Origin of the sequence: Metabacillus dongyingensis (assembly GCF_019933155.2) — a bacterium.
Lineage (GTDB): Bacteria > Bacillota > Bacilli > Bacillales > Bacillaceae > Bacillus_P > Bacillus_P dongyingensis.
Genome location: NZ_CP082944.1, coordinates 797,910 through 822,683, shown reverse-complemented (window position 1 = coordinate 822,683; position 24,774 = coordinate 797,910). Strand labels below are relative to the sequence as shown.

Sequence of the window (24,774 nt, the reverse complement as noted above, 5' to 3'; positions counted from 1 at the left end):
TTAAAGCAATATTTCAAATACATCTTTAGAAAAACTGTCACAATTTAAATTCAACTTTTTTTAAAGTCTCTGCTGCTGTGGTAAGATAGACGTACTTCATGTAATGGGGCGATGTGAAATTTATGCGATTAACAAACTATACAGATTATTCTTTGCGGGTGCTGATTTATCTGGCAGCAAAAGAAAAAGATAATCTATCCAATATAAAAGAAATAGCTGAAGCCTATCAAATCTCTAAAAATCATTTAATGAAAGTAACCTATGAGCTTGGCAAATTAAATGTAATTGAAACAATAAGAGGCCGGGGCGGCGGCATTCGTCTGGCGAAAGATCCTTCAGAAATCAATATCGGGTTCATCGTCCGTCAAACCGAAGACGACTTCAGCCTTGTGGAATGCTTCGATCCTGAACGCAATGCATGTACGATATCCCCTGCCTGCACATTAAAAGGGGTGCTTCATAAAGCGCTGCAGGCTTATTTTGAAGTGCTTGACGGCTATACGCTTGCAGACCTGGTTAAAAACAAACCGATGCTGGTGCGATTATTAAATAACATGGAAGAAAACTGCTGATAAGGCAGTTTTTTTATTTTTAATCTGGAGCTCGACTATAAGAATAGTTTGTAAATAATCTTATATGATCAAATCAGGATCATTTAAATAAGCTATATAAAGTGGAATATTTCAAAAGGAGGATCCAAAGTGGGGAACAAAAAAGTATGGCTTGTGCTTCTTTTTGTCTTTATCATGATCAACCTGACAATTCCTTCTTTCACTGCAGCAAAAAATCCGCATGATCCCGCAAGCAAAACCGTTGTAGAAACGATCACTTCCAAAGCTTTGCTGAAAGATGAGCGGCCAAAGCACAATAAGCTCACCTATAAGATTTATCTTCCAAGAGGATATGATAAAAAACGCTCTGATGGATACCCGGTCGTTTATCTGCTGCATGGCAGCGAAGGAAATGAAAACAGCTGGGATGATTTTTTTGGAAAGCTTGACGAAATGATCGAAAAAAAAGAAATTGAACCGTTTATTGCAGTAGTACCTGCAGCGGGCAATTCCTATTGGGTAAACTCTAAAAAGTTCGGTCATTATGAAAGTGCCGTTATAGATGACTTAATTCCGCATATCGATAAGAAATACAATTCTATTGCAGACCGCAGCGGCAGATTTATTTCAGGCTATTCAATGGGCGGATACGGAGCACTCAGATATTCAATGGTTTATCCTGATCTCTTTTCAGGAGCAACTCTTTTAAGCCCTGCTATCCAAAACGCAGAGCCTCCTGCTACATCCGGGGCAGTTGAAAGAGGCAGTTTCGGAGAACCATATGATCCTGCTCTGTGGAAGGCAAACAATTACCCGACTGCAATCAATAGTTACGTTAAACAGCCTTATCGGGTACCGGTATATATTGTATCAGGAGATGATGACTGGAATCATTTGAATGAAAAAGAAGACCTTCCTCCTGATGCATATAAATATAATATGGAGGTTCAGGCTGTGCAGCTGTATCAGGAGCTCCACAGGAAAAACCTGTTCAGCATAGACTTTCAAAAGTGGGAAGATGTCCCCTCAAGTCCCGCTGAACTAAGAATCATAGGAGGCGGCCATGGACTTGATGTGTGGCTGAAGGGATTTCAAGAAGGATTAAAGTATATGTTCGGAAAAGCTGAAAGTCCTGAATTTTCTCCAATCTATGATCCTGACAGCTACAGCTCTGAAAAGAAAGGAACTGTAAATACTTATTCACTCCATGCACCAAGTCTGATCCAAGATGAAACACCTGGCGATGATGAATTGAAGTATGTCGTGTACTTGCCTGAAGAATATAATCCCACTGCTGAAAAAAAATATCCAGTCCTCTACTTGCTCCATGGTTCTTATGGAGATGAAAAAAGCTGGGACAAATTCTGGCCAATTTTAGATAAAATGATTGAAGAGAAAAAGATAGAACCCGTCATGGCTGTTGCACCTGTGACAGGCAACAGCTATTGGGTGGATTCTCTCAAATATGGAAATATGGAATCTGCATTTATAAACGATTTGATAAAGAAAATAGATAAGGATTTTAAAACGATTCCAGACAGGAATGGGCGCGGTCTGGTTGGCTATTCAATGGGCGGATATGGAGCACTGCGCTATTCTCTTGTTTATCCTCACCTCTTCGGCGGAACGTCGCTATTAAGTCCTGCCATACAGGCTTTCGACGCACCTAAAACATCAGGTGCAGTTGAACGAGGTTCATTCGGAGATCCCTTTGATGCTGCAATATGGGATTCGTTAAACTATCCTAAAGCTCTTGAAGCATATGGCCAGCAGCCTTTCAAAGTGCCGATTTTTATTATGACCGGAGACGATGACTGGAATCATATAAGTGAAAAAGAGGATTTGCCGGAGGATGCCTTCAAATACAATATGGAAGTTCAGGCAGTCACCTCCTATCAATTCCTGCACAGATCGAATGTCTTTAATCGGCCTTTTGAGAAATGGGAACCTGTGCCCGGAAGCCCGGCTGAACTCAGAATTTTAAACGGCGGCCACGGGATGCAGGTTTGGGCTGCAGGGTTTGAACAGGGTTTGTTATATATGTTTGAAAATGGTCTTCGTGCGCAGTAATGGAACTTCGCTAAAAAATGTATGTTTTAACGCCATGGATGAGTACCCAAAAGCTGGTGTTTGCTTGACTAAGGGAATCATATGCACTCTTTGAGTTCCCAAAAGCCGGTGTTTGCTTGATTTGGGGAATCATATGCACTCTTTGAGTTCCCAAAAGCCGGTGTTTGCTTGATTTGGGGAATCATACGCACTCTTTTAGTACCCAAAAACCGGTGTTTGCTTGATTTGGGGAATCATACGCACTCTATGAGTACCCAAAAACCGGTGTTTGCTTGATTTGGGGAATCATACGCACTCTATGAGTACCCAAAAACCGGTGTTTGCTTGATTTGGGGAATCATACGCACTCTATGAGTACCCAAAAGCCGGTGTTTGCTTGATTTGGGGAATCATACGCACTCTATGAGTACCCAAAAACCGGTGTTTGCTTGATTTGGGGAATCATACGCACTCTTTGAGTTCCCAAAAACCGGTGTTTGCTTGATTTGGGGAATCATACGCACTCTTTTAGTACCCAAAAACCGGTGTTTGCTTGATTTGGGGAATCATACGCACTCTATGAGTACCCAAAAGCCGGTGTTGCTTGATTTGGGGAATCATACGCACTCTATGAGTACCCAAAAACCGGTGTTTGCTTGATTTGGGGAATCATACGCACTCTATGAGTACCCAAAAACCGGTGTTTGCTTGATAGGGGAATCATACGCACTCTATGAGTACTCAAAACCGGTGTTTGCTTAATTCATACGTAATCTGCAAAGTATCAATGTGGCTGCTCCAGATTTCTTTGAGCTGCCCTCATGCCTCTTCACCCTAAACAGATGCAACTGCCGCTGCTTTATGTTTTCCGTTAATAAGAGAAAAAATCGATAAGAAATTTTCGCAAGCACGAAGTAAAGACCTGCACATGATAAGTGAACAGGTCTTTTTTCGTCTTATTTCACAAAAATAAACAACATCTCCCTCATGCCCATACTTCCAATCCTAAGCGAAATTGATGAAAAGAGAGCAAATGTTTTAATTGAACAATCATTATCTCGAGTATCAAAGCTGAAAATTAAACACTCTGATCTTCGACTTTTCGGGAGTATAAAAGGTTGATGAGATCGTGGTGTATGTTGATTGGAATAAAAACCATTCTTACAGGGATGAGAGCAGAGATGAGCCAAAGCTTCATCAATGCCGGAGCGGCGATGGATAAAGTGGAAATTAAATCTGCGGTTGAACAATACTTAGCATAAACTATGTATGCTTGGCAGCTGCCAAGCTTTTTTCCGTGCACTACATCACAAAAGAGGTATGATTCGATGTCTTGCCTTCAACCTTCTCATTGAGGTTTTTCACTCTCATGGCAATGTCATCACAAAGTTCCTGGTAGTGGGCAAATTCTTCCTCATCACTTTCAAATGAATACATGGACAGATTGGGCAGATTCCATGAAAAAACATTCTTTCCTTCTTCAACAGGAGGTGTTTTTTCCTGTTTGTAATCGTACATTTGAACAACAACTGATGCATTTTTTATTAGTTCCAGGTTAATTTTATCCGAGTCAAGGTCTTCAATAAACATATTTACTTCTTTCATGGCCTTTACGCAAGCAGGGTCGGCCAGTGATGTGACAAGACCCGCACTTTCGATTTGCCACTTACTGGAGAACAGCTTTTTTGCCCATGCTTCTGCAATTAAGCTCCTGCAAGAGTTAAAATACGACAGAAAGTAAATGGTAGGTTTTCTCATCGCTGTACCTCTTTCTTTAGTTTGTACTAATCTTTACCCCCTCTTCATACAGATTACACATTTTTTTAAATCCATTTAATGGATAAATCCCTATGAAATTATAACTGCCGCAGCAGTCTATCCTGCAGCGGCAGATTTATTACAACCCTATTCTGTTTATCCTCTTTTCAAAATAAGCTTTGTCCTTCTTGATCACAGTCATGGCCGTTTCATATGCTGTTTTTGATAGTTCTTTGAACGAGCGTTTATTAACAGCATCAAGTTCCTTCATAAGCTCTTCAGGCAATGAGTATTTTCCATTTAATGCCCCTGCGATCGCTCCGCCCATGCTTGCGATAGAATCTGAATCATGGCCGTAATTCACACCGCCTATGATCGTCTTCATCGTGTCTCCTCCTGCTGTCAAAAATAAAGCCAGGGCAATCGGCAATTCCTCAATAGAGTGAATTCTGCTCGGTGTGTTGGCATTTCCTTTTCCCTGCTTTTTGCGGTCAGAAAAGGTTTTCACTGTATCGAAAGGTTCAATAGCCCGTCTTAGATCCTCTCTTGCTTCGAGAACATCCAAATGAACAGCTGCAGCATCCAGCGCTGCATCAATAGCAAGCTTTGTACCGTCTTTAGCGAGCGTCTGTACGGCTTTTAGAATACTTTGCACTGTTGCGTTTTCGCTCATGCCTTCAGCAACAGCAGCTGCCATTACACCGGCTGCTTCCCTGCCGTAGCTTGTTTGATGAGCACCGGCAAGATCAATTGCTTCGTGATAGGCTCGTTCAGGATCTCCTGCATTCATAATTCCGACTGGACTCATATACATGGCTGCTCCGCAATTCACCATATTGCCGATGCCCGCTTCCCGGGGATCTACATTTGCTAGCCTGTGCCTTAGAAAGAGATACTGCTCTGGATAATAAAGTCTTGTTATAATAGGTGCTTCCTTTCGCAGCTCAGGAATGTAGACCTTCTTTTCAGCTATTTCCTCCACTAGTTCTTCTGCTATATCATAAGCTGTTAAATGCCTTTGCTTTTTTTCATATACCTTAAGGAGCGCCTCTACCATTAAGGTGTCATCCGTTATGTGTCCGTTTCCCTTTTCGAGAGGTCTCATGTTGCCTGGTTCCTTCCACGCATCACTCGCCGGCTCCCGAAATGATGTTACAACACCGAATTTCTCCCTGATTACTTCAGGGAGCAGCCCCTCTGTCGGAGAACCCATTGCATCCCCGACAGCACCGCCATATAGAACACCTTCTATTTTTTCAAGCATCCGCTCCGTCATTGTCCCTCTCCTTTCCCTTAAAACCAAGAGTGGAGGCTCTTGCCAGCAGTTTTAATGCAAGCTTCGGAAATGCTTCATCCCCTCCTGTTTTCCCTTCAATTAATTGAATAAGCTTGCCTGCTGCAGCCAGTCCAATTTCATACACAGGCTGCTCAATCGTTGTAATCTCGGGCTCTACAAGCGCCGTGAGGTCAATGCCGTCAAAACCAGCAATCGCAATCTCTTCAGGAATCTTTATCCTAAGAGTCTTCAGCATTTTCAAACAGCCAATTGCCATTAAATCGTTTCCAAGAAAAAATCCATCTGCATCAGGATGCTGCTTCAGCGCCTCCTTAGTCAGAATTCTCCCGCTTTCAAGACTGTAATCACCTTCATAATGAATCACAGGGTGCTCCCTGGAAAACTGTTTTATACTATCCGCATAACCTCTCAGCCTCTCATTTGATGGAATGAGCTGTTTCGGCCCGCCTATGTGAATAATCTTTCTGCACCCGACATCTATTAGGTGGCAGACTGCAAGCTTTGCACCTGTATAATGATCGACTGCCACTGAGTTTGCAGAAGTTATGTTGGCTGCACGGTCAATAATCACAAACGGAATCTTCTTTTCCTTCAGAAGCTTAATTGATTTCTCCTTTAGCTGATAGGGAGCGAAAATAAACCCGTCAATATACATATTTTCAAAGCTTTCCCACATAAAAATACCCGTCATTTCTTTACAGCCGGCTGGCACCAGGATTATTTTGTATCCTTTGCGGGCTGCTTCTTTTTCGATTGCTTGAACAAGCTGGGGAAAGAAAGGGTTGCTGATATCAGGAATAAACAGGGCAATTGTATTCGTTTTTTGCCTGGCGAGGCCTCTTGCAATTTCATTTGGTTTATAATTCAGATTTTCCATGACAGATTGAATTCTTTTTTCGGTTGCATGACTGACATATCCTTTTTTATTCAGATATCTGGAAATGGTGGCAACTGAAACATCCGCTTTCCTTGCCACATCCCGAATCGTTGCTTTCTTCTCCCTCAAGTGATTTCCCCCTGATGATTCTATAGTTCCTTCACTTCTATATCTGATAGAAGAGCTTCGCCTTTTCCAAGGACAGAGAATCCAAACATTCCCCGCTTGAATCGATCATCTTCAACCTGAAAAATCCGTTTGCCGTTTATGAAAAACTCAATCATGTCTCCCTCACAGCTTGCTTCAAACCAGTACTCCGCGCCAGCGGTCCACTTATATGGCACCTCTATCAGTCTTTTCATGCCAAAATCGGTTAAGACCAAAGAAACCCTATTCTGCCCGTCAAAACCGGCTTTGTAATGCCGGCAGATTCCTTCCGCCCTGAGGATCATCATGTGCTGAACACCGCTGAGCGGCTGAACAGCGGCTCTGAACTTATAGTTTTTGGCATAATAATTCCCGGTAAAAGAAGAGCACTCAACCTCAGACCTGCATCTCATTTTTCCGTGTTCGAGGCTAGCTGCACCCTTGTGATGGGCAAAAGGTGTAACAGATTGAAACTCTATTGCCTGTTTGCTGAAATCAATTTTATAGTTCGCTTTTCCTGCTATCTGAAACTCATCTATAAATAGCTTCCCAAATGACCGGTTTAAAAGCGGAGATGGACTTTCTATCATTACTCCGATCTCATCTATAATCGCTCCGTCTGTCTCAGGAATAATAAACTCTATATTATTCCACGCTTGATTGATCAGCCTGAGTGGTTCAAGTTTGATATCCTCCTCATTAAACGTGTTTCTCACATACGGAGTGACAAAAAAATCCTCCCCCTGCCACTTATCACAATAAATCTGCATGCTGACCTTTTGGCCGCTGCAGGCTTTAGGGGCAAATGACGGTTTATACTTCTCGTCATTAAAGTCTTTTCTTCTGTGAAAAGGTTTATAGAATACCTTGCTTGCTTCTCCTTCTATCATCCGGTCAATAAATATTTCGAGAGCCCCATTTGTTTCATAACCGATTTCATTGCTGTGTCTGATGAATGTCTTGAAAGGATAATTCGTTTGAAAACCGTGCGTCGATCCTGGAAGGGTAAAGTCAAAATAGATGTGCTCTTCTTTGAAGCTTTTCAGCAAACCGCTTGGAGCCGGCTGCTTTGACACCCTATAGCCGAGCAGGGCTAGCTCTTTTGCAAATGTAGGAATATCCATGATGTTCAAATAGCCCGAGACACTTGATAGTACAATAAAGTCATTGATCGGCTTCCTATAATGATCCGGTATTTTTTGGGTTCCATTCCATACCCCCGCAATCGTCCCGATTTTGCCTGCATTGCAATCTGTATCCCATCCGCACATGGCTGCGATTTCGATCGTTCTTTCAAAGCTTCCATTTCCGTATAAAAGCGCTAGAATGCATACACCTGCATTAGGAATAATATGACAGACACCCGGATATTTATCGTACCCCCAGTTCTCCTCCAAAAACGTTCTGCAGGCTCTAAAGTCTTCGGGATGCTCCCAATGAAAATCAATTACTTCGTTAACGACTTTGGCGTAGGTGCTGTCAGACGGAATGGTTTTTAAAGCATTTGAAATGATCTCCGGGATACTCTCTGCATGAAAAGCCTCCGCAATACATGCAGCAATAAATCTCGCCCCGTAAATACCATTCTTGTCGTGCGAGACACTTGCCGCCTTGGCTGCATAATCAGCCGCCTTTTCGCTGTCTCCCGGAAAAAGCAGCCCCCAAGTATCGACAAAAATTTGCCCGCCGATCTGTTCCGCAAGTGTTAAGCCATTTTGATCTGCAGATCCTGATTGAGGAGGCAGAATTCCTTTCTGCAAATTCAGATATGCCGTATGCTCCGTGCTGATCCCTTCTCCTCCCCACCAGAACATCCCGATTCCTTGGCGGGTGTAGTTCAGCCATGCGCGTCCGACATCTTCAGCCGTCAGCTCACGGTCAGCTGCATCGTCATATAAAGACCTGATAAAAAAAGCTGGTCCGTTCGCATCATCATCGGCAGAAAAGGTTTTATAGTCTTTAAGATATCCTTTTATTTCACCATACACATCTTCGATTCTCTCAAATGTCCATTCCAAAGGCTCAACCGGCGCTCCGAGCCTTATTCCAATATTCATTCCAAGAAACCCTGCATACACACGCTCAAGATAATCTCCAGGAATCAACGCCATTCCCCTCTCCCATTTCAGTTTCGCTGTAATTCCTGCTGTTCTTTCTAACTTACGTTTGGGGACAGGCTATCATTCTATGTTTTTTATAGGAAAAGCGGAATCGCCCGTTTAACTCCGACCGACAGATAAGAATCCGGCAGAAAAGTCCGGGTTTGACTTTTCCTGCGGATTTGTTCTGGCCGAGGAGTTGGGCGATTCCGCTCGCCATCGATGAGCCAAACTTTATTCTCCAATATTTTAAAAAGAGAGACCCCGAATTCAGAATCTCTCTCTTTTTCTATTTCAATTGCTTGTTTGCATATTCTGTAATCTCTTTTCCGCCTGCAGCATTCCATTCTTTTACGAATCCATCAAAATCCTCAAGCGGACGCTTTCCCGTGATGATGTCTGTTGCATATTCTTTATAAAGGTTCTCCATTGCATCCCAATTTGCGATATATTCTTCAGGCAAAATAAAGAGGTTATCTTCCTTGTAGAATTCATTGACCATATTCAAAGATTCTTCAGCCGTTTTTCCGAGCAGCGGCTTTTTAAGAGGCATTTCGGGTTTAAATTCAGATGGCTCCCAGAATCTCGCAAACCATTGTTCATAATACGTGTTTGTAAGATCAATTTTTCCGTCTGTTACCTCATAGTGCTTCCCTTCAAAACCAAGGCGGTCAATCATTTGTCCTTTAGGGCTGGCCAGGTAATCCAGAATTTTAAATGCAAGCTCCTTCTTTTCTGATTGTGAGGATATCGCTACTCCTCTTGCTTCTTTTGTGACATCTGCAGCGCCAAATCCCTGGCCTTCTCCTTTAGCAGGCGGCAATACCTTCACCCCGGTATTTTCGCCATTAGTCTGCATCATTTTCCCATTGTAGATATCAATGACTTTGCCCGCGGTACCGACAATCACACCAGCTTCCCCATCATAAAAGGCTTTTTCTTTTGTATCCCATTCTTTCGTGATATAGCCTGGATCAAGGAGACCTTCTTTATATAACTTTTGATAGAATGCAAGCTTCTCCTTCTCCTGATTCGATACTTTGTAGTACTCAAATTGCCCGCCGCTGTTCAGCCATGACGAGGTAATGCCAAACGACATGTTGAAAATGGCATTCAGTTCCTCGAGATCTCCAGCAGCCGTAAAAGCATACGCAGGTTTTCCTGCCCCGCCCGGAGGGTTCGTTTTTAATTCTTTAAAAAAATTATAGTAGTTATCAATCGTAGGATCGGCAACTAGCGCTTTCGACGATTTCATTTTTTCAAACCAATCGCCTCTGATCACTGGCGTCTTCTGAGAAAGAGGCTTCACCCACAATAAGTACGGATAATTTTCAAGTCTCTTTTCGTTCCACGGCTCAAGACTGTCCTTCAAATACTTCGTTTTTTCAATATGAGGCGTTAAATCTTCCAGCAAATCCTGATCTGCAATCTGCTGATCTCCCCCCTGGAAATAAATGATGTCCGGAATATCACCGCTCAGCAGAAGCAAATTCAGTTTTTCTGCATAGTTTCCTTGAGGCATTTCTACAAGCTCAAATTTCACATTCAGATTCTCATCGTTCTTTAATCCTTTTTCCAGCGCTTCGAAATAAGCAACTGAAGCAGGGTTCGACGGATTTTCATCCTTCATGACTATGCGGATTGCAGTTGAACCATCCTCGTTTTTCTCTGCCGTTTCTGTTTTTTCCGAGCAGCCTGCAGCAAAGACAAATAGACCTGCAAGCATAATCAGCAAAAGTTTCTTCATTGCCATTCTCCTTTTTATGATGAATTTGCGTTTCTAATCCTTTACCCCTCCCTCTAATGCACCCTTTGCATAAAACTTCAGAATAAAGGGATACATGATTAAGAGGGGTACGATGGCAAGCATAATCGTACCTGCCTGCAGCGAGCCAAAATCAAGATTGGCCACACTTTTGTACTCTAAAAGGGTCTGTACTCCGACTAATGAAGCATTATCCCGTTCAACAACGAATTGCCTGAGCACAAGCTGCAGAGGCCATTTTCCCGGGTCCGTAAGATAAATGGAAGCTCTGAAAAATTCGTTCCAATGAAAGACAGCATAAAATAAGCCTAGCGTTGCAAGTGCCGGCTTTGACAGCGGCAGCATAATTCTAAAAAATATATTCAAGTGACCTGCTCCGTCAATTCTCGCTGCTTCCTGAATGCTTTCGGGCACATCTTCAAAAAATCGCATCATAATAAACAAGTAATAGACATTGATGGCTTTATAGAGAATAAGAGATAAATAGGAATCAAGCAGACCAAGATCCTTTACAACTAAATATTCAGGTATCAATCCCGGCTCAAAAACCATGATTAAAATCAGGATGACCATAAAAAACTTTCTGCCGACAAGCCTTTTTCTTGTTAAAACATAGGCTGCCAGTGCAGTAAGAAGAAGATTCAGCAAAGTACCCGAAACGGTAATGAAAATTGAATTGAATAAACTTTTCACGATAAGCGGATTAGAAAGCAGAATTTGATAATTAATCAGCGAAAATCCTTTCGGAATCAGAGAAAGCCCCGTCATTTTGTGAGCATTCTCAGGTGCTGTAAGGGACATGGCAAGCAGATTCACAATTGGAATAATCATTGTAAGTGTTATTAAAAATAAGGCTGAGTAAAGCAGGATTTTAGACAGTTTCAATGTTTTCATAGGAATTCCTCACCATACTCCTTTCCCGGTCAGCCGTTTTGCAAGGAAATGAGTGCCGAAAATAAGAACGACCCCAATTACGCCTTTGAAGAGACTCGCTGCTGTAGCGTAGGCATACTGACCGTTCAGAATTCCGATTCTGTATACATATGTGTCCAGAATATCGACAACGCTGATAACGGAATCATTCATAAAGTTAAACACCTGATCAAAACCTGCATTCATAAAGAAACCTAAATTCAGAATAAAGACCGTAATGATCGTATTGCTCATTTCAGGCAGCGTAATATACCTCATTTGCTGCAGGCCTGATGCTCCGTCCATGCGAGCCGCTTCATACAGAGAAGGACTGATTTTCATAATCGCCGCTAAATAGATAATCGAGTCCCAGCCGGCGCTTCTCCACATTTCAGAAAAGACGAGCACCCAGCGTATTTGATCCTTGCTTGTCATGTAGTCAAGCGAAGGCAGCTGAAAGAAATTCCGGATTACGTTCACTCCGCCGTCTACAGGGCTCAGCAGACTGATCCAAATCCCTGCTATGACAACCCATGACAGGAAATGAGGCAAATAAACAATCGACTGAACATATTTCCGGTAAGGCATATTTCTGACTTCGTTGATGAGAAGAGAAAGAATAATGGGAATTGGAAAGACAAAAATGATTTTCATCGTACTGATGATGATCGTATTTTTCAGCACGGAGAAAAACGCTGGCGAATCAAACAGGACATTAAAATGCTTCAGGCCAACCCACACATTGTCACCAATAATTCTGTAATCCTGAAACGCGAGCTTCATGCCGATCAAGGGCACAATATGGAAGACAGCAAAGTACAGGAGCGCAGGGAAAATCATGAAGTATAAGACCCAGTCTTTGCGCATGAGCGCTAATTTTTGTTTAATCATCAACAGCCGCCCTGCTGCAATATTCTTTTACTTCTGCTGCGGTCGGCATCCCGCTCTGCGCCCCGCGTTTTTCAACGCTCAATCCTGCAGCGATCACAGCATATTGAATACATTCTTTTAGAGGCTTTTCCTCTGAAAGCGCATAAGAAAATGCACCTGCAAACGTATCACCTGCACCTGTTGAATCAACTGGATTTACTTTGATGGCCGGTACGGTTTCCATTTTCTGTCCATTGAAGAAGGTGACGCCTTGTTCTCCTTTTGTAATCACGAGCTTATTTGGATACTTTTTTAAAGCCTCTGTTTCTTCATACTTGCCGTTAAAAATAATTTTTGCTTCATGTTCATTCGGAAGCAAGTATGTGCAATGGCTGATTAACTCATCAGATAAAGGAACAGCCGGGGCAGGATTCAGAATGATGATTTTTTCGTGATCGGCAAGCTCTTTGATGATGTATTCTATTGGCTGCATCGGAATTTCCATTGAAATTAAGATGACATCAGCTTCTAAAAGATCATTTATTTTTTTCTGCAAATAATCTTCATCCGTTTTGGCATTTGCACCCTGGACCACGATGATCCGGTTTTGAGCCTCGCAGATTTCAATTATCGCGCAGCCGGTCGGTGCATCCCGCCGCATTTGAATGCTTGATCCATCTACTTTATTGTTTTCTAATTGATGAAGCAGAAATTTTCCGTGCTGATCGTCTCCGAGCGTTCCAAATAGCTTGACTGAGCCGCCGAGCCTAGCAGCAGCGGTTGCCTGATTGGCTCCCTTTCCGCCGGGAAACATATGAAAATCCTTCCCTATTACGGTTTCTCCCATTTTAGGAGAAATATCTGTTACGGCAACCAGGTCCATATTTAAACTGCCAATGACCGCTATTTTATTCATAGTCAAATCTCCTAATCTATTTCAAGGTCCATTAATGGTGCATGCTGCTGCGCACCATACACATCCCGGTCAAACACAGATCCGGACGAATGGCTTCTGAAAAAGGTAATCTTGAATCCAAGTGCCTGATCAAAAAAAACAATATGCTTCAGCTGCTCCGCTTTAAGACGATAGAGCCTGCAAATAGCGTCCCCGGTAATTTTGTTTGAATGCTTCACATGAAAATAATCAATGCTTTTGCAAAATAGAACATCCAGCGTGATTTCAAATGGACCGGAGTTTTTGCTTCTAAGCACCTTTGAATATTCACCTAAAGTTGTCATAGAACCTCCAATTGAAACGGGATCTCACCTTTTTTCAGTTTCATAAGATGATAGATTGAGAATTCATATACAGGTCCAAACTCAATATCGCTCGGAGCAAAAGGAAAGGCCAGATTTCCAGCTGTCGACTTTCTTCCTTCATAGCCGTAATGCAAAAAAGTGGAGCGCAGCGTTGCACATATGCTGCTTGCCGCTTCTTGAGTATCTGCGACAACCTCAAATACAAGACCTATTTCATGACCTGAAAAGGGTTCACTCTCACTTTCTCCTAATACGGCATTTTTTCCATAATGATAAAAGTTGATTTGATAAGTATGTTCAGGGATATCCTTATAATGGCTTATTACTTCTTCTTTTACAGACGCTTCAATTCGTTCGATATTATTAATTAAAACCGGATCTCGAACCCCTGCAAGGACAAATGTTCTGTATGCTTTCACTCTTGCTCCTTCAAGCTTCACACGGTAATCCTTTGAGGGAACATATTTGCTGCCAGATACTTCAATTAAACCTTCGCCTGCACTTTTAAACTCACACTGAGATAAATCCAATAAAAATCCTGGACCATGGAGCAGATAGGGATGATCTTTTTCATAAAAGGTATGAGCTGCCACGCTTGTTGTACTGCATTTTCTGATTGGATTTAAAGACTGAACAGTAAATGAGTATTCCTTAATTGTACCGAGAATACAATCCTTCGTCGTTCCAGGTTCAGCGCATAAGGCACCGCATTCTAATATCTTTCCTAAGTGATAGGAAAGGCCTGCATCCATGCCGTGAAAAATGCCAACAGCCGCAAACGGCGATGGATCAAATGCTCTCCCGCAAATGATAAGTTCACACTCCTGATGAAGCGCTTCTAAAATCGGTTCATGTCCCATCTGGGCAACAATTGAATGAGTGTCGGTCAAAGAAAGATGAGTTAAATCGGGCACATTCGGACTCATTTTCTCTATTCTCCCCTCATTTAAGGCATGAGTGATGGACGATTTATTAATATCCGCCCAAATGACGCCAACTTTAGGTCTGCTCTTCTTATTTGACAGGACTTCTTCCATTATATCCAACGTCCATTCAACATGAGGTTTTGCACCAGCCCCTCCCGCTGAACCGACGATAAGTGGAATGTGATTGTCCAAAGCAGCAGAAATAAGGATCTCCAAATCTTTTTTCGCAGCTCTCTTTGAAACGATGCCGACACCTGCCCCCAATTTATGCGGACCTGCATCTGTAGAACCGGCATCCACAACAATCGCATGAGGCTTCTTTCTCATGCCGTTCTGAAAGCTCTCAAGCGGAAAACCGTATCCAAGCATGCCGCATGGTGACAAAATCCGGATTTCTTTGCTCATGCCATCCCCCTTGAAAAATAAAATTTTTTTATGCACTACCAAATATATGTAACCGGTTACACATTATTAGTAAAACCTGATTTTTATCGGTATGCCCATGTTTTTTCAAAATTTTGTATTTCATTTAAAATTGTTTTAAGGAGATATTATGAATAAAGAAACACCCTCAGACTGCCCTGCTGATCCATAATGGCAAGAAGGATTTCATTCACTTTTGTCTGGTGAACGGTTTTAAGTTCAGTGACCAGCCATTCTTCATCTTTCCCAAAACGCTGAAGTTCTTTCTGATTTATGCTGCCTTCCCGGATGATGGTTGCAGGAAGATCGAAAGGAGCCGGGGCTAAATTCAGATCAAGATTTGTAACGGTTTGATGATCCGCTTTTAAAAAACAGGATATCTTGCCGTCTGATTCGAAAAGGGCTGCGGCAACTTTTTCAGGATCTTCAATTTGCTGTTTCCTAAGTTCCGAAAGCAAATCTTCAATGGTTAATCTTGCTTTTTTTAAGTTTTTGTAAGAAATCTTGCCATTTGTGATTAAAGGAAAAGCGGACGGATCAAGAAATACACGAAACGCATGCCACTTTAGACTGATAAATATGCCCGCTGTATACAGAATAATTAAAACGGTCATCGTGATCATTGAACCTTTTAGTCCAAGTCCTTCATCAGAAAGGGGATGAGCCATGATATTGCCAATGATGAGTGCGATCACGAAATCAAGGAGCCGGAGCTGGGCAATCGATCTCTGGCCCATGACTTTAGCGGACAAGGCTAAAAAGAAAAAAGCAAAAACAGCTCTCAGAATCCATTGAATGGATGTAAGAGTTTCCTGACCATGAAAAAAATCCATTCTTTACACTTCCTAATACAGGTGATTAATCATTATTCTTCTCCTGAACAAAGATGTTTATGAGCCGCTTACAGAACAATTATCCCGGGGAAACACTTCCAAGCTGATGAATACAGGCCCTCCAACTTTTACACAGAAAATCATTGTCCGTTTCACACAAAATAAACATATCTCCTTCAAGGGAGGAATGTTTGTGGAGACAGTCGATTACGACAAAGCATTATATTATACTCACCGATCACAATGGGATAATCTTCTGATCTTAATGGTGCGAACAAAAGATGATATGCTCTCAAAACGGATTGAGCAGTTCCTGCACGCATACAACTTCGAAAACAATTACGGAGAAGTCGAAAAGAAATTATATTCACTCCTTCGCTATATCGATCACGCTGTAGAAATAGGACATGAGTTTGAGGATGCAGAATATGCTTATCTGACTTAACATTTCTAATAAAAAAAATGGAGGGAATCCCCTCCATTTTACTTTTGCTTTTGTATATAAAATTCCACATACATCTTTAGTTCCTCGATTAGCTGGGCAACTAGCACCGCTGAATCCTCAAGAAGTTTTTTGTTTTCATAATCAAAACAGATCGGATCAAGGGCAAGCTGTTTTGGTATGGCATTTGCATAAACTCCTCTCATCACGGTTCTCATATTATTCAGAGCATTGATCCCGCCTTTTCCTCCGCCGGCAACAGCAATCAGGCCAACAGGCTTATGTGCAAAATGAGAACTTCCTAAATAATCAAGGGCATTTTTTAATGCTCCGCTCATGCCGCTGTGATATTCAGGTGATAATAAAATGACACCGTCTGCTGCTTTAACCTGGTTTTTCAGTTCCTGGACTGCTTCAAGCTTTTCCTGGTCTTCCTCTCCATTAAACATTGGGAGATTCAGAACACTTAAATCGATATGCGCTGCTCCGTATTTTTCAGCAATAAATGCTGCTGCAAGACGGGTTCTTCCTTTTTTTCTTGGACTTCCATTAATAACAAGCAATTTCATTTTCATTCTTCCTCTCTTATTTGTCTAAGCCATTCTTGACTGCATATAGCGCAGCTTGTGTGCGGTCAGAGAGCGACAGCTTGGATAAAATATTTGACACATGTGTTTTTACGGTCTTTTCTGTGATGTATAAAGAAGCGGCAATTTCTTTATTGCTTTTTCCTTTTGCAATTTCCTTTAATACATCATTCTCCCGATTCGTAAGCGGTGTCAATAGCTTTTCATCTTTTTGATTCGTTTGCATCAAATGGGACATGACGTGAGTTGTGACTTTGGGATGAAGTTTGCTTTCTCCTTTCAGCACTTCCCTTATCGTATGAACTAGTTCATCCGGTTCGACATCCTTAAGCTGATAGCCAGATGCTCCTGCCTGAATGGCTGGGATCACATGGTCCTGATCGGCGTAGCTCGTCAAAATAATGATTTTTATCTGTTCGTTGAATGTGCGGATTTCCTTTGTTGCATCTACTCCATTCATGACGGGCATGGAGAGGTCCATTAATATCACGTCTGGCAGCAGCGTGCGCACCATCTTTACAGCCTCTTCCCCGTCTTCAGCTTCTCCGACAATCTCAATATCCTTTTGGGTAGAGAGAAAAAAGTGCAGCCCTCTGCGGACTACTTTGTGATCGTCAGCAATTAACAGGCGAATTCCCATGTTCATGCCCCCTTAGATTGGTATTTTCACTTCTATTTCCGTGCCTCTATTTATTCCGGCGGTTATTTGAAAGGTGCCGTTTAATTTTTGAACGCGATTTTTCATTCCCTGAAGCCCCATTGAAGGCAGCGGCAATTTTTCATTGTAAGAAAAACCTGCTCCCTGGTCTTTAATTGTCATGATTACCTCATTTTTCAAACGGTGTATGCGAATGGAAGCAGTTTTTATTTGTGCATGCTTTTTACAATTATTTAACGCTTCCTGACCGATTCTCCACAGGGCTTCCTCCGTATCGCATGGGAGGGTTTGAACACCCTGAATATCCGTTTCAAGTTCTAGGCCCAATACTTTTGCGTAATTCATCAGCGCAGATGCAATCCCATTTTCCAGCCCTTGAGGTCTAAGCTGCCAGATTAAAGCCCTCATTTCTGAAAGAGCCTCCTGTGAGAGATCTTGAACATATGACAGCATCTCTTTCATCTGTTGATCTTCTGTCATTTCCTTTGAACCTCTTGCAGTCAGCATAATTGAAAAAAGAAGCTGATTGACGGAATCATGCAAATCCTGCGCCAGCCTGTTCCTCTCCGCAATTAGAGCAAGATGCTGTTCGTTTTCCACAAGCTTCATCCGTTTCATGGCAGTGCCTATTTGAAAAGCAACAGCTTCGAGCAAGGCAAGCTCTTCGGTCGAGAAATGGGTTTTATTCGGAGAAGCTACATTTAATAAACCGATTTTTTCATTCCCCGTTCTAAGCGGAACGGTAGCATGATGGGTAATTTCATTCGTTTCGCCCCATTCAAATTGCTCCGCGTCTTCTAAACGTTTGCAGTTTATGATATTTGCAGCCTTATTTAAACGTCCGTCCGCAAATTTATCGATGCACCAGCAATCCCCTCTGCACATTGCTTTTTTATTATCTGTTTCAAGTGCAGGAGGAAGCTTATGATCCGCAGCTAATCGATATTGCTTATCTGAATCAATAAGATAGATCCAGCCTGTTTCAAGTCCTGTTACGTGAAGAAGCTTTCTGAGAACGTCATCAAGCATTTGTTTAAGATCATTTGACTGATTCAGTGTTTCAGCGATTGTCTTTAGTGTCTGCAGTTCCAAAATGCGTTTTTCATCGTTAGACATATCTATCTCCTTCACAGTGTTTATATTGATAGTATATCAGCGTTTTCCCTTTTGCTGCCTTCTCAATGTGACTGATTTTTTCTCAGACTTTTGATGGAGAATCCCAAAATATAAGTGATATCTTAAATATATAAAAAAACTTGTAAATTTGAAATTTACAAGTTTTTTTAATATCTAAATGCTTATCCAGTTTTTATGAGCCTCTTTAATTTTATCCCAACAAAGCTGATCAGTATTTTCTACCTGGTAATCGGCTTTGTGCAGGGAGCTTCCTACTCCAACTGCAAACATTTCACTTGCTTTAATAGCTTCAATTCCAGCTGCAGCATCTTCAATGCCAATCGACCGTTGCGGCAGAGCACCGAGTCCATTGCAGGCAGTCAGGAAAATTTCTGGGTCAGGTTTGGATTTGCTTATTTTTGCTGCGTCTGCACAAAAATCAAATACCTTTTGCAGCTCTAATGCCTCTAAGACCGTATTCGCATTTTTTGAAACAGAAGCAAGCCCGATTGAAATTCCCTCAGATTTAATATCTGCAATGAGGTTCAAAATTCCCGGCAATACGTCATCAGGTGTTAACTCCTTTAAAAACTCACAATAATGAAGATTTTTTTTTGCGGCCATCTCTTCTTTTTGGGCTAAACTAAAGTTATGCTGCTGATTTCCCTCTTGTAAGATTAACTCAAGAGAGTCCATTCTGCTTACACCCTTCAGCTTTTCATTAAATACCTCATCAATGACAATTCCCAGTTCTTCAGCAAGCTGTCTCCATGCCAAAAAATGATAATGTGCTGTATCGGTAATGACCCCATCCAGGTCAAAAACAACAGCATCAATATTCCTTTTACTCATGTTTTTATTCCCTTCTTTCCGAAGCTAAATGAATGTGCAGCAACAGATTTCATTTTCTCCTCTTGATTATCGGAAGACTTCTATTTTGTCGGATACTCTAATTTCTTCGCCATTTACCTCAACTGTAATCTCTGGTCCTTCAACCTTCGTCAATTTGATTTTTTGATGGGTTAATGAAATGGTTAAGCTTGTACCGCGAAAGTGAAGCGGAAATGTAAGCTCAGACCAGCTGGCCGGAAGTTTAGGGTTTAGAATTAACCGATTGTTTTTAAAAGATAGATTTGCAAATCCAAATATTGCAGCAAGCCACATGGCTCCAAGGGATGCAGCATGAAGCCCTTCATCTGATGAATGAGGGTTTGGACCTAAATCGATCAGGCATGCCTCCTGGAAAAAGCGGTAGGCTTTCTCATTTTCGCCGCATCGGGCTGCAACAATCGCATGGATGGCTTTGCTCAGTGAGGAATCATGAATCGTGTGCTCCTCGTAATAATGTAAATTTTTCGTTACCACCTCGCTTGGAAATAGCTCTGGAAAAAGATACAGAAGCATGACAACATCCGCTTGTTTTAAAATTTGCATTTCATTTATTTCATGGCGGGAATAATCCAGTAAAATACCTTGGCTGCCCTGATTTTCTTTATAGCGGGTTAAATCAATCTCAGGTTTAGACAAAAATGTATCATCCTGTGGAATAATATGATGTACATTTGGTTTCGGCAAATATAAATGGTTTAGGAAATCTTGTCCGCGGTCCATAAGTAAATGATCAATGTCCCCGAACTTATCCATAAAATAGAGAGCTTGCTCCACATTATAAGCAGCCATATAGTTTGTAAATGCATTGTTATCGATATGTTCTGTATACTCATCAGGTCCGATTACGTCTTTAATGGATAAATGGCCATTTTCTTTCACTGCACGGCTAATCCAAAAGCGGCAGGTTTCTTTAAGAAGGGCAAGTCCTTCTTTTTTCATGAATGCATCATCATGTGTATTGCTGTAATACTGAACCACGGCATAAGCTATATCTGCAACAATATGGTGCTCTGCTAATGCTGAAGCTACTTTCTGCCGTTCCCCTGTCCTAATATTTATTGCTGCATATTCAGGCGTTTCTTCTTTTCCTGAAAAAGCACTTTCCCATGGAAAGAGGGCTCCCTCATAGCCATTTAGCGCTGCCTTTTCTTTAGCTTGTTCTAAACGCAGATAACGATAGCTTAAAAGTTTTCTGGCTGTTTCCGGTTCAGTAAAAAGATGAAACGGTGCTATAAATATTTCGGTATCCCAAAAAACATGCCCTTTATAGCCTTCTCCAGTCAATCCTTTCGCTCCGACACTGAATCTGGCATCATGTGCAGGTGTCATTATCTCTACCTGGTACAAAGCGAAATCAAGTGAAAATTGATCAAACTCTTTGGTTGACGTAACTTTTACACGTTTTCGCTGCCAAAATTGCTCCCATTTACGTGTTGACTGTGAGAGTAAATCGTCATAGCTAAAAGATTCAATTGTTTTTATTGCGTTCTCACTTGAAGACTCAGGGTCATTGCAAGCTTGATCTTGATCGAGTGATGTAAAAACGCTACCAATTTTCTCAAGAACAAACGGTGAGTTAACCGTAAGGTCTTGCTTAATGGTTGACAGCAGCTGCCTGTTCTTAGCAGTAAAGGAAACATCACTTTGAACTGAGCACCTGCAGCTTGCTGCGAGTGCAATCGTATGTCCTGATTCAGTCGTTTTATATACTCCCTGCATCATTTGTTCATCAATAACACGCACCTTCTCTTCGATAAGGTGCTGTTTGCCAAAGTTTGTTTGTTGAGCATTGATTCCAGTCACAATTTTTAACTTAGCCTTTTTGTCTAAGCTAGTGATCGTTACTTTTGCTGCTAGTAAATGCAAGTCATTTTTAGCAACAAAACGTTGGAAAATCAGACGAAACCGAGAGCCTGAATTGCTTTTCCAGAGGATCTCACGCTGCAATTCTCCATTAGCCAGATTTAATTTTCGTTCATATGAAAGGATGTTTCCATTTAATAGCGAGAATATCTCATCGTCGATTTCTATTCTCATTCCGATCATATCTGGCAGATTCACTAAATCTGACGGGTCATTAGCCGCAGCTTTATTATAAATACCAGCTGCATACATACCGCGAGTTTGTTCTGCGTAGTCTTCTTCGTGCGTAGCACGAAGACCTAAATAGCCATTTCCTAATGTCATTAAACTAGCAAACTTATTTATATAATGCAGATCAAAATGTTTATCATAAATTACTTGTTCTCTCATCATAAGGACACACTTTCACCTTTTTCTGCAGATTCATATAGTGCTTCGATGAGCTGCTGGATGACGTATCCTTGTTCCCCATCAGCCACCATTACGTCTTTCCCTAAACATTTATCAACAAAAGAACGCATGCTTTTTTGATGCCTGTCTGCATCAGCGATTTCTCTTTTTAAGAGCGAAACCAGCTCTCCGCCTTCATCTGTATAAATCTGAGCTGGATAAAGCGTGGCTCCTGCTTGATCTCCGCAGAATTCAACATTCATAATGGATGTTTCTTTTATATTTAAAGCAAACGATGTTTCGAGCTGGAGCAATCGTCCGTCTTCTAACTCAACAAATCCAAAAAGTGAATCTTCAACTTCAAATTTTTCCGGATCCCATTCTCCAAGGGTTCCGGCAGATTTTTTTGTGCCAATCTTCTGGTACATTTTAGCAGTTACCTTCTCAATCTTTGGAAAATCTAACACATATAAAGCAGCATCCAGCATATGAACACCTAGGTCAATGAGAGGGCCGCCCCCCTGCACTTCCTTATTTGTAAAGCTCCCCCAGCCTGGAATTCCGCAGCGTCGCAATGCTTTTACCTTTACGACATAAATATCTCCAAGCATGCCTTCTTCTGCTTTTTCTCTTATAATGGTCACATCATCCGCAAAACGATGATGAAAATTATAGGCAAGGAGACAGTTGTTTTGAATGGCAGCATCCCGCATTTTCCTTGCTTCATCAGCTGAGATAGCAGGTGGTTTTTCACACAATACATCACAGCCATTTTCCAAAGCCAGCATGACATTTTCATAATGATTCCGATTTGGCGTACAAATACTGACCATATCAGGCTTTACCGCAGCATACATTTCCGATGCATCCGTATAATAATGAGGGATATCATTACGCTCAGCAAAGTTCTTTGCTCGATCGGCATTTGGACTTACGACGGCAGCTAATTCAATTTCTTCCCGAGAACCGTAGTAAGAAACATGAACTTTTTCTGCAACTTGTCCTCCTCCAATGATCGCAACTCTCTTTTTTTCCACGATGTTACCCCTCTCAGATTAATGATTCCTGCAGGTGTCGTAATGCTTTTAAATATTCAGCTTCTGGATTGTTGCCTCTTATACGGCATTCAAGCGTCAGGAATCCTTCATATCCATCTTGTTTTAATTGATTAAAATGCTTTTTGAAATCAAGAGACCCGCTGCCCGGCTGATATCGGTGGTTGTCTGCAAGATGAATATGCCCAATTAAATCACGATTTTCGTGGAGTGCTTTAGAAATGTCATCCTCTTCAATATTCATATGATAAAAATCGGCAATAATCTTCACATTTTTCAACTCATTTTCTTCTATATAACTTCTCGCATCTGCCAATGTATTTATCATATGATCTTGATAACGATTTAAGGGCTCAAGGAAAATGGATGTGCCTGTTTCTTCCGCAGCCTCATTCAAATAAATGAGAGATTCACTTACTGCTTTCCGGTCCCCTTGCCCGCTGCGGGGTGATACCATTGGCGGCAGCCTATAGGTGAACATTCCCCATGCCGCTGGTACAACAATTCCTTTTCCTCCAACTCCCTCTAATGCTTTTAAAATTTGTTTGATATCTGCTAAGCCGTTTAATCTGCGTTCTTCAATGAAGTCTCCGATCCAGCCGCTATATCCGCCACAAGCAGTGGTAACAGGAATTCCCGTTTCAGCAATCGCTTCTTTTACTTCATCTATATTGTCGACTAATAACTTGCCGTCAATTTCAAAGCCTTCAAATCCGGCCTTCTTTAAATATTGGAACTTATCAATTATATTATCTGGAAAGAATGCCTGATTTTGTGTGCCAATTTTCATTGATAACTCCTCCTATTTATTATTTCAGCCAAAACCCATCTAAAATAGAAGGATTTTAGTCATTAAGCCATTTTCATACTATTAGAAGCTTTTAGGCCAACCGCTAAGGCCAGCCCTATTAGCTTTTCTTCTATTTTTTATATTCGATTCCCATCTTAATACTTAGTTCCGGATGCTGATCCACGTACTCCATGTATGCTTCAGCACTGTTTTCAAACGAAACGATCGGATCAATAATATCTTCACAATTAATGTAGCTATTCATTAATAATTCCCAGCACGTATCTTCTATGCGCTTGCGGTTCCAGCGCGGGTAATCCGGATTAGGTTCACTTGCTGCACGTGAGAAAACAATCTTGGCGTTATTAAAATGAGCTTCACGGCCAAAGTTCAGCCCTTCAGGGAATGGTTTTGTAAAAGCTACATAAGAAATGGTGCCTCCGTATGCAATTCCTCTTAGTGCAGCTTGAAGAGCAGCAGCGTTTCCGCTCGTTTCAATAATTGAATCTGCACCCAATTTGTTTGTAAGTTTTTTTACTTCAAATCCCACATCACATGAAATTGGATCGAAACAAACATCTGCGCCATTACGAAGAGCAATATCACGGCGATGGTTAAGAGGATCAACACCAATAACGATGCTTGCACCAGCTTTTTTTGCAAGCTGGATTGCAATTTGTCCAATTGCACCCAATCCAACTACGACCACATAGTCTCCTGCACGGACATTTGCATCCCTTACACCACTTAAAGCAAATTGTGCAGGATCATAACAAACGGCATTTTGCCATTTAGCACCTTCTGGCATCTTGCGCAAGCGGTGATTGTCAACTCCATTGACTATGACAGTTTCCATAATCGGCCCATACGTGCAAACCGTCTCTCCCACTTGGTATTCAACAACTTCGCTTCCAGCTTGAATGATTTTCCCAACAATCATATTTCCAAGCTGGAACTCACCGAATACAATCCCTTTTTCAGCACCCTCTTCTCGAGGCATAAACATACGCCATTCTTCAGAAAAGTTCTCATCCATAAAAGGAGTCTGCCCGCGGAAGTCTATTACTTCTGTACCATGCTTAGGCGAGGCAAATTCTACTTCGATTTTCACTTCATGTGGTTGAACCGTACGATCTTCATATTCTACCAATGCAGCTTCTCTTGGTTTAACAGCAACAAGCTTTTTCATAATCGTATTACTTCCTCTCTGAATAG

At 41.6% G+C, this 24,774-nt stretch carries 23 protein-coding genes; 4 read left to right on the top strand and 19 right to left on the bottom strand.

Features of this window, described 5'->3' with window-relative positions; translation table 11 throughout:
- Positions 1–122 precede the first annotated feature (122 nt).
- From K8L98_RS04190 to K8L98_RS04180, 3 genes are all read left to right on the top strand, one after another.
- Positions 123–572 carry an Rrf2 family transcriptional regulator gene (locus K8L98_RS04190; RefSeq protein WP_223439978.1) on the top strand — a complete coding sequence of 150 codons (450 nt, stop codon included), beginning with the start codon at positions 123–125 and terminating at the stop codon, positions 570–572.
- Positions 573–701: 129 nt separating this feature from the next.
- Positions 702–2,621: an alpha/beta hydrolase gene (locus tag K8L98_RS04185; protein ID WP_223439976.1), complete on the top strand. Its 1,920-nt coding sequence runs from the start codon at positions 702–704 to the stop codon at positions 2,619–2,621.
- A gap of 1,100 nt (positions 2,622–3,721) precedes the next feature.
- Positions 3,722–3,862 (top strand): STAS domain-containing protein, encoded by a 141-nt coding sequence (locus tag K8L98_RS04180; protein WP_223439974.1) that lies wholly within the window; start codon positions 3,722–3,724, stop codon positions 3,860–3,862.
- A 40-nt stretch (positions 3,863–3,902) separates the two neighbouring features.
- On the opposite strand, the gene K8L98_RS04175 is transcribed toward K8L98_RS04180, so the two are convergent.
- From K8L98_RS04175 to K8L98_RS04125, 11 genes are all read right to left on the bottom strand, one after another.
- Positions 3,903–4,358 (bottom strand): arsenate reductase/protein-tyrosine-phosphatase family protein, encoded by a 456-nt coding sequence (locus K8L98_RS04175; protein ID WP_223439972.1) that lies wholly within the window; start codon positions 4,356–4,358, stop codon positions 3,903–3,905.
- 139 nt (positions 4,359–4,497) lie between these two features.
- Positions 4,498–5,634, bottom strand: a complete 1,137-nt coding sequence (locus K8L98_RS04170; protein WP_223439970.1) for an ADP-ribosylglycohydrolase family protein — start codon at positions 5,632–5,634, stop codon at positions 4,498–4,500.
- On the bottom strand, positions 5,615–6,661 hold the full coding sequence (locus tag K8L98_RS04165; RefSeq protein WP_223439968.1) for a LacI family DNA-binding transcriptional regulator: 1,047 nt from the start codon (positions 6,659–6,661) through the stop codon (positions 5,615–5,617). Before K8L98_RS04165 ends, K8L98_RS04170 begins: the two co-directional genes overlap by 20 nt.
- Positions 6,662–6,681: 20 nt before the next feature.
- Entirely contained in the window at positions 6,682–8,790 is a 2,109-nt protein-coding gene (locus K8L98_RS04160) for an ADP-ribosylglycohydrolase family protein (RefSeq protein WP_223439966.1), read from the bottom strand.
- A gap of 277 nt (positions 8,791–9,067) precedes the next feature.
- Positions 9,068–10,525 (bottom strand): extracellular solute-binding protein, encoded by a 1,458-nt coding sequence (locus tag K8L98_RS04155; RefSeq protein ID WP_223439964.1) that lies wholly within the window; start codon positions 10,523–10,525, stop codon positions 9,068–9,070.
- Positions 10,526–10,558: 33 nt separating this feature from the next.
- Positions 10,559–11,437, bottom strand: coding sequence for a carbohydrate ABC transporter permease (locus K8L98_RS04150; RefSeq protein ID WP_223439962.1), 879 nt, complete (start codon positions 11,435–11,437; stop codon positions 10,559–10,561).
- A 9-nt stretch (positions 11,438–11,446) separates the two neighbouring features.
- The gene (locus tag K8L98_RS04145; protein ID WP_223439960.1) at positions 11,447–12,346 is read right to left on the bottom strand and encodes an ABC transporter permease; all 900 of its coding nucleotides are present in this window, start codon (positions 12,344–12,346) and stop codon (positions 11,447–11,449) included.
- Positions 12,339–13,241 (bottom strand): ribokinase, encoded by a 903-nt coding sequence (gene rbsK, locus K8L98_RS04140; protein ID WP_223439958.1) that lies wholly within the window; start codon positions 13,239–13,241, stop codon positions 12,339–12,341. The genes K8L98_RS04145 and rbsK overlap by 8 nt, the downstream gene beginning before the upstream one ends.
- Before the next feature lie 11 nt (positions 13,242–13,252).
- Positions 13,253–13,564, bottom strand: coding sequence for a DUF4387 domain-containing protein (locus tag K8L98_RS04135; protein ID WP_223439956.1), 312 nt, complete (start codon positions 13,562–13,564; stop codon positions 13,253–13,255).
- Entirely contained in the window at positions 13,561–14,916 is a 1,356-nt protein-coding gene (locus K8L98_RS04130) for an acyclic terpene utilization AtuA family protein (protein ID WP_223439954.1), read from the bottom strand. The genes K8L98_RS04135 and K8L98_RS04130 overlap by 4 nt, the downstream gene beginning before the upstream one ends.
- 146 nt (positions 14,917–15,062) lie before the next feature.
- Positions 15,063–15,767, bottom strand: coding sequence for a DUF421 domain-containing protein (locus tag K8L98_RS04125; RefSeq protein ID WP_223439952.1), 705 nt, complete (start codon positions 15,765–15,767; stop codon positions 15,063–15,065).
- 193 nt (positions 15,768–15,960) lie between these two features.
- Here K8L98_RS04125 and K8L98_RS04120 point away from each other — a divergent pair, with 193 nt between their 5' ends.
- On the top strand, positions 15,961–16,212 hold the full coding sequence (locus K8L98_RS04120; protein WP_223439949.1) for a YhdB family protein: 252 nt from the start codon (positions 15,961–15,963) through the stop codon (positions 16,210–16,212).
- 38 nt (positions 16,213–16,250) lie between these two features.
- Here K8L98_RS04120 and K8L98_RS04115 read toward each other — a convergent pair whose 3' ends face one another.
- The 8 genes from K8L98_RS04115 to K8L98_RS04080 form a co-directional block, all read right to left on the bottom strand.
- The gene (locus tag K8L98_RS04115; RefSeq protein ID WP_223443149.1) at positions 16,251–16,778 is read right to left on the bottom strand and encodes an NADPH-dependent FMN reductase; all 528 of its coding nucleotides are present in this window, start codon (positions 16,776–16,778) and stop codon (positions 16,251–16,253) included.
- A gap of 16 nt (positions 16,779–16,794) precedes the next feature.
- Positions 16,795–17,436 (bottom strand): response regulator, encoded by a 642-nt coding sequence (locus K8L98_RS04110; RefSeq protein WP_223439947.1) that lies wholly within the window; start codon positions 17,434–17,436, stop codon positions 16,795–16,797.
- A 12-nt stretch (positions 17,437–17,448) separates the two neighbouring features.
- Positions 17,449–18,570 carry a GAF domain-containing sensor histidine kinase gene (locus tag K8L98_RS04105; RefSeq protein WP_275976736.1) on the bottom strand — a complete coding sequence of 374 codons (1,122 nt, stop codon included), beginning with the start codon at positions 18,568–18,570 and terminating at the stop codon, positions 17,449–17,451.
- 174 nt (positions 18,571–18,744) lie between these two features.
- The gene (gene pgmB, locus K8L98_RS04100) at positions 18,745–19,422 is read right to left on the bottom strand and encodes a beta-phosphoglucomutase (protein WP_223439945.1); all 678 of its coding nucleotides are present in this window, start codon (positions 19,420–19,422) and stop codon (positions 18,745–18,747) included.
- A gap of 66 nt (positions 19,423–19,488) precedes the next feature.
- Positions 19,489–21,717, bottom strand: coding sequence for a glycoside hydrolase family 65 protein (locus tag K8L98_RS04095; RefSeq protein ID WP_223439944.1), 2,229 nt, complete (start codon positions 21,715–21,717; stop codon positions 19,489–19,491).
- Positions 21,714–22,751: a Gfo/Idh/MocA family protein gene (locus K8L98_RS04090; RefSeq protein WP_223439942.1), complete on the bottom strand. Its 1,038-nt coding sequence runs from the start codon at positions 22,749–22,751 to the stop codon at positions 21,714–21,716. Before K8L98_RS04090 ends, K8L98_RS04095 begins: the two co-directional genes overlap by 4 nt.
- A 13-nt stretch (positions 22,752–22,764) precedes the next feature.
- Positions 22,765–23,559 (bottom strand): sugar phosphate isomerase/epimerase family protein, encoded by a 795-nt coding sequence (locus K8L98_RS04085; RefSeq protein ID WP_223439940.1) that lies wholly within the window; start codon positions 23,557–23,559, stop codon positions 22,765–22,767.
- A 130-nt stretch (positions 23,560–23,689) separates the two neighbouring features.
- Positions 23,690–24,748 (bottom strand): zinc-dependent alcohol dehydrogenase, encoded by a 1,059-nt coding sequence (locus K8L98_RS04080; RefSeq protein WP_223439937.1) that lies wholly within the window; start codon positions 24,746–24,748, stop codon positions 23,690–23,692.
- Positions 24,749–24,774: the final 26 nt, after the last annotated feature.

What these genes read in the sequence shown, in the direction of transcription:
- K8L98_RS04190 (WP_223439978.1), top strand. Translation starts at nt 123, where the DNA reads ATGCGATTAACAAACTATACAGATTATTCTTTGCGGGTGCTGATTTAT.
- K8L98_RS04180 (WP_223439974.1), top strand. Translation starts at nt 3,722, where the DNA reads ATGAGATCGTGGTGTATGTTGATTGGAATAAAAACCATTCTTACAGGG.
- K8L98_RS04175 (WP_223439972.1), bottom strand. Translation starts at nt 4,358, where the DNA reads ATGAGAAAACCTACCATTTACTTTCTGTCGTATTTTAACTCTTGCAGG.
- K8L98_RS04170 (WP_223439970.1), bottom strand. Translation starts at nt 5,634, where the DNA reads ATGACGGAGCGGATGCTTGAAAAAATAGAAGGTGTTCTATATGGCGGT.
- K8L98_RS04160 (WP_223439966.1), bottom strand. Translation starts at nt 8,790, where the DNA reads ATGGCGTTGATTCCTGGAGATTATCTTGAGCGTGTGTATGCAGGGTTT.
- K8L98_RS04155 (WP_223439964.1), bottom strand. Translation starts at nt 10,525, where the DNA reads ATGAAGAAACTTTTGCTGATTATGCTTGCAGGTCTATTTGTCTTTGCT.
- K8L98_RS04150 (WP_223439962.1), bottom strand. Translation starts at nt 11,437, where the DNA reads ATGAAAACATTGAAACTGTCTAAAATCCTGCTTTACTCAGCCTTATTT.
- K8L98_RS04145 (WP_223439960.1), bottom strand. Translation starts at nt 12,346, where the DNA reads ATGATTAAACAAAAATTAGCGCTCATGCGCAAAGACTGGGTCTTATAC.
- rbsK (WP_223439958.1), bottom strand. Translation starts at nt 13,241, where the DNA reads ATGAATAAAATAGCGGTCATTGGCAGTTTAAATATGGACCTGGTTGCC.
- K8L98_RS04135 (WP_223439956.1), bottom strand. Translation starts at nt 13,564, where the DNA reads ATGACAACTTTAGGTGAATATTCAAAGGTGCTTAGAAGCAAAAACTCC.
- K8L98_RS04130 (WP_223439954.1), bottom strand. Translation starts at nt 14,916, where the DNA reads ATGAGCAAAGAAATCCGGATTTTGTCACCATGCGGCATGCTTGGATAC.
- K8L98_RS04125 (WP_223439952.1), bottom strand. Translation starts at nt 15,767, where the DNA reads ATGGATTTTTTTCATGGTCAGGAAACTCTTACATCCATTCAATGGATT.
- K8L98_RS04115 (WP_223443149.1), bottom strand. Translation starts at nt 16,778, where the DNA reads ATGAAATTGCTTGTTATTAATGGAAGTCCAAGAAAAAAAGGAAGAACC.
- K8L98_RS04110 (WP_223439947.1), bottom strand. Translation starts at nt 17,436, where the DNA reads ATGGGAATTCGCCTGTTAATTGCTGACGATCACAAAGTAGTCCGCAGA.
- K8L98_RS04105 (WP_275976736.1), bottom strand. Translation starts at nt 18,570, where the DNA reads ATGTCTAACGATGAAAAACGCATTTTGGAACTGCAGACACTAAAGACA.
- pgmB (WP_223439945.1), bottom strand. Translation starts at nt 19,422, where the DNA reads ATGAGTAAAAGGAATATTGATGCTGTTGTTTTTGACCTGGATGGGGTC.
- K8L98_RS04095 (WP_223439944.1), bottom strand. Translation starts at nt 21,717, where the DNA reads ATGATGAGAGAACAAGTAATTTATGATAAACATTTTGATCTGCATTAT.
- K8L98_RS04085 (WP_223439940.1), bottom strand. Translation starts at nt 23,559, where the DNA reads ATGAAAATTGGCACACAAAATCAGGCATTCTTTCCAGATAATATAATT.
- K8L98_RS04080 (WP_223439937.1), bottom strand. Translation starts at nt 24,748, where the DNA reads ATGAAAAAGCTTGTTGCTGTTAAACCAAGAGAAGCTGCATTGGTAGAA.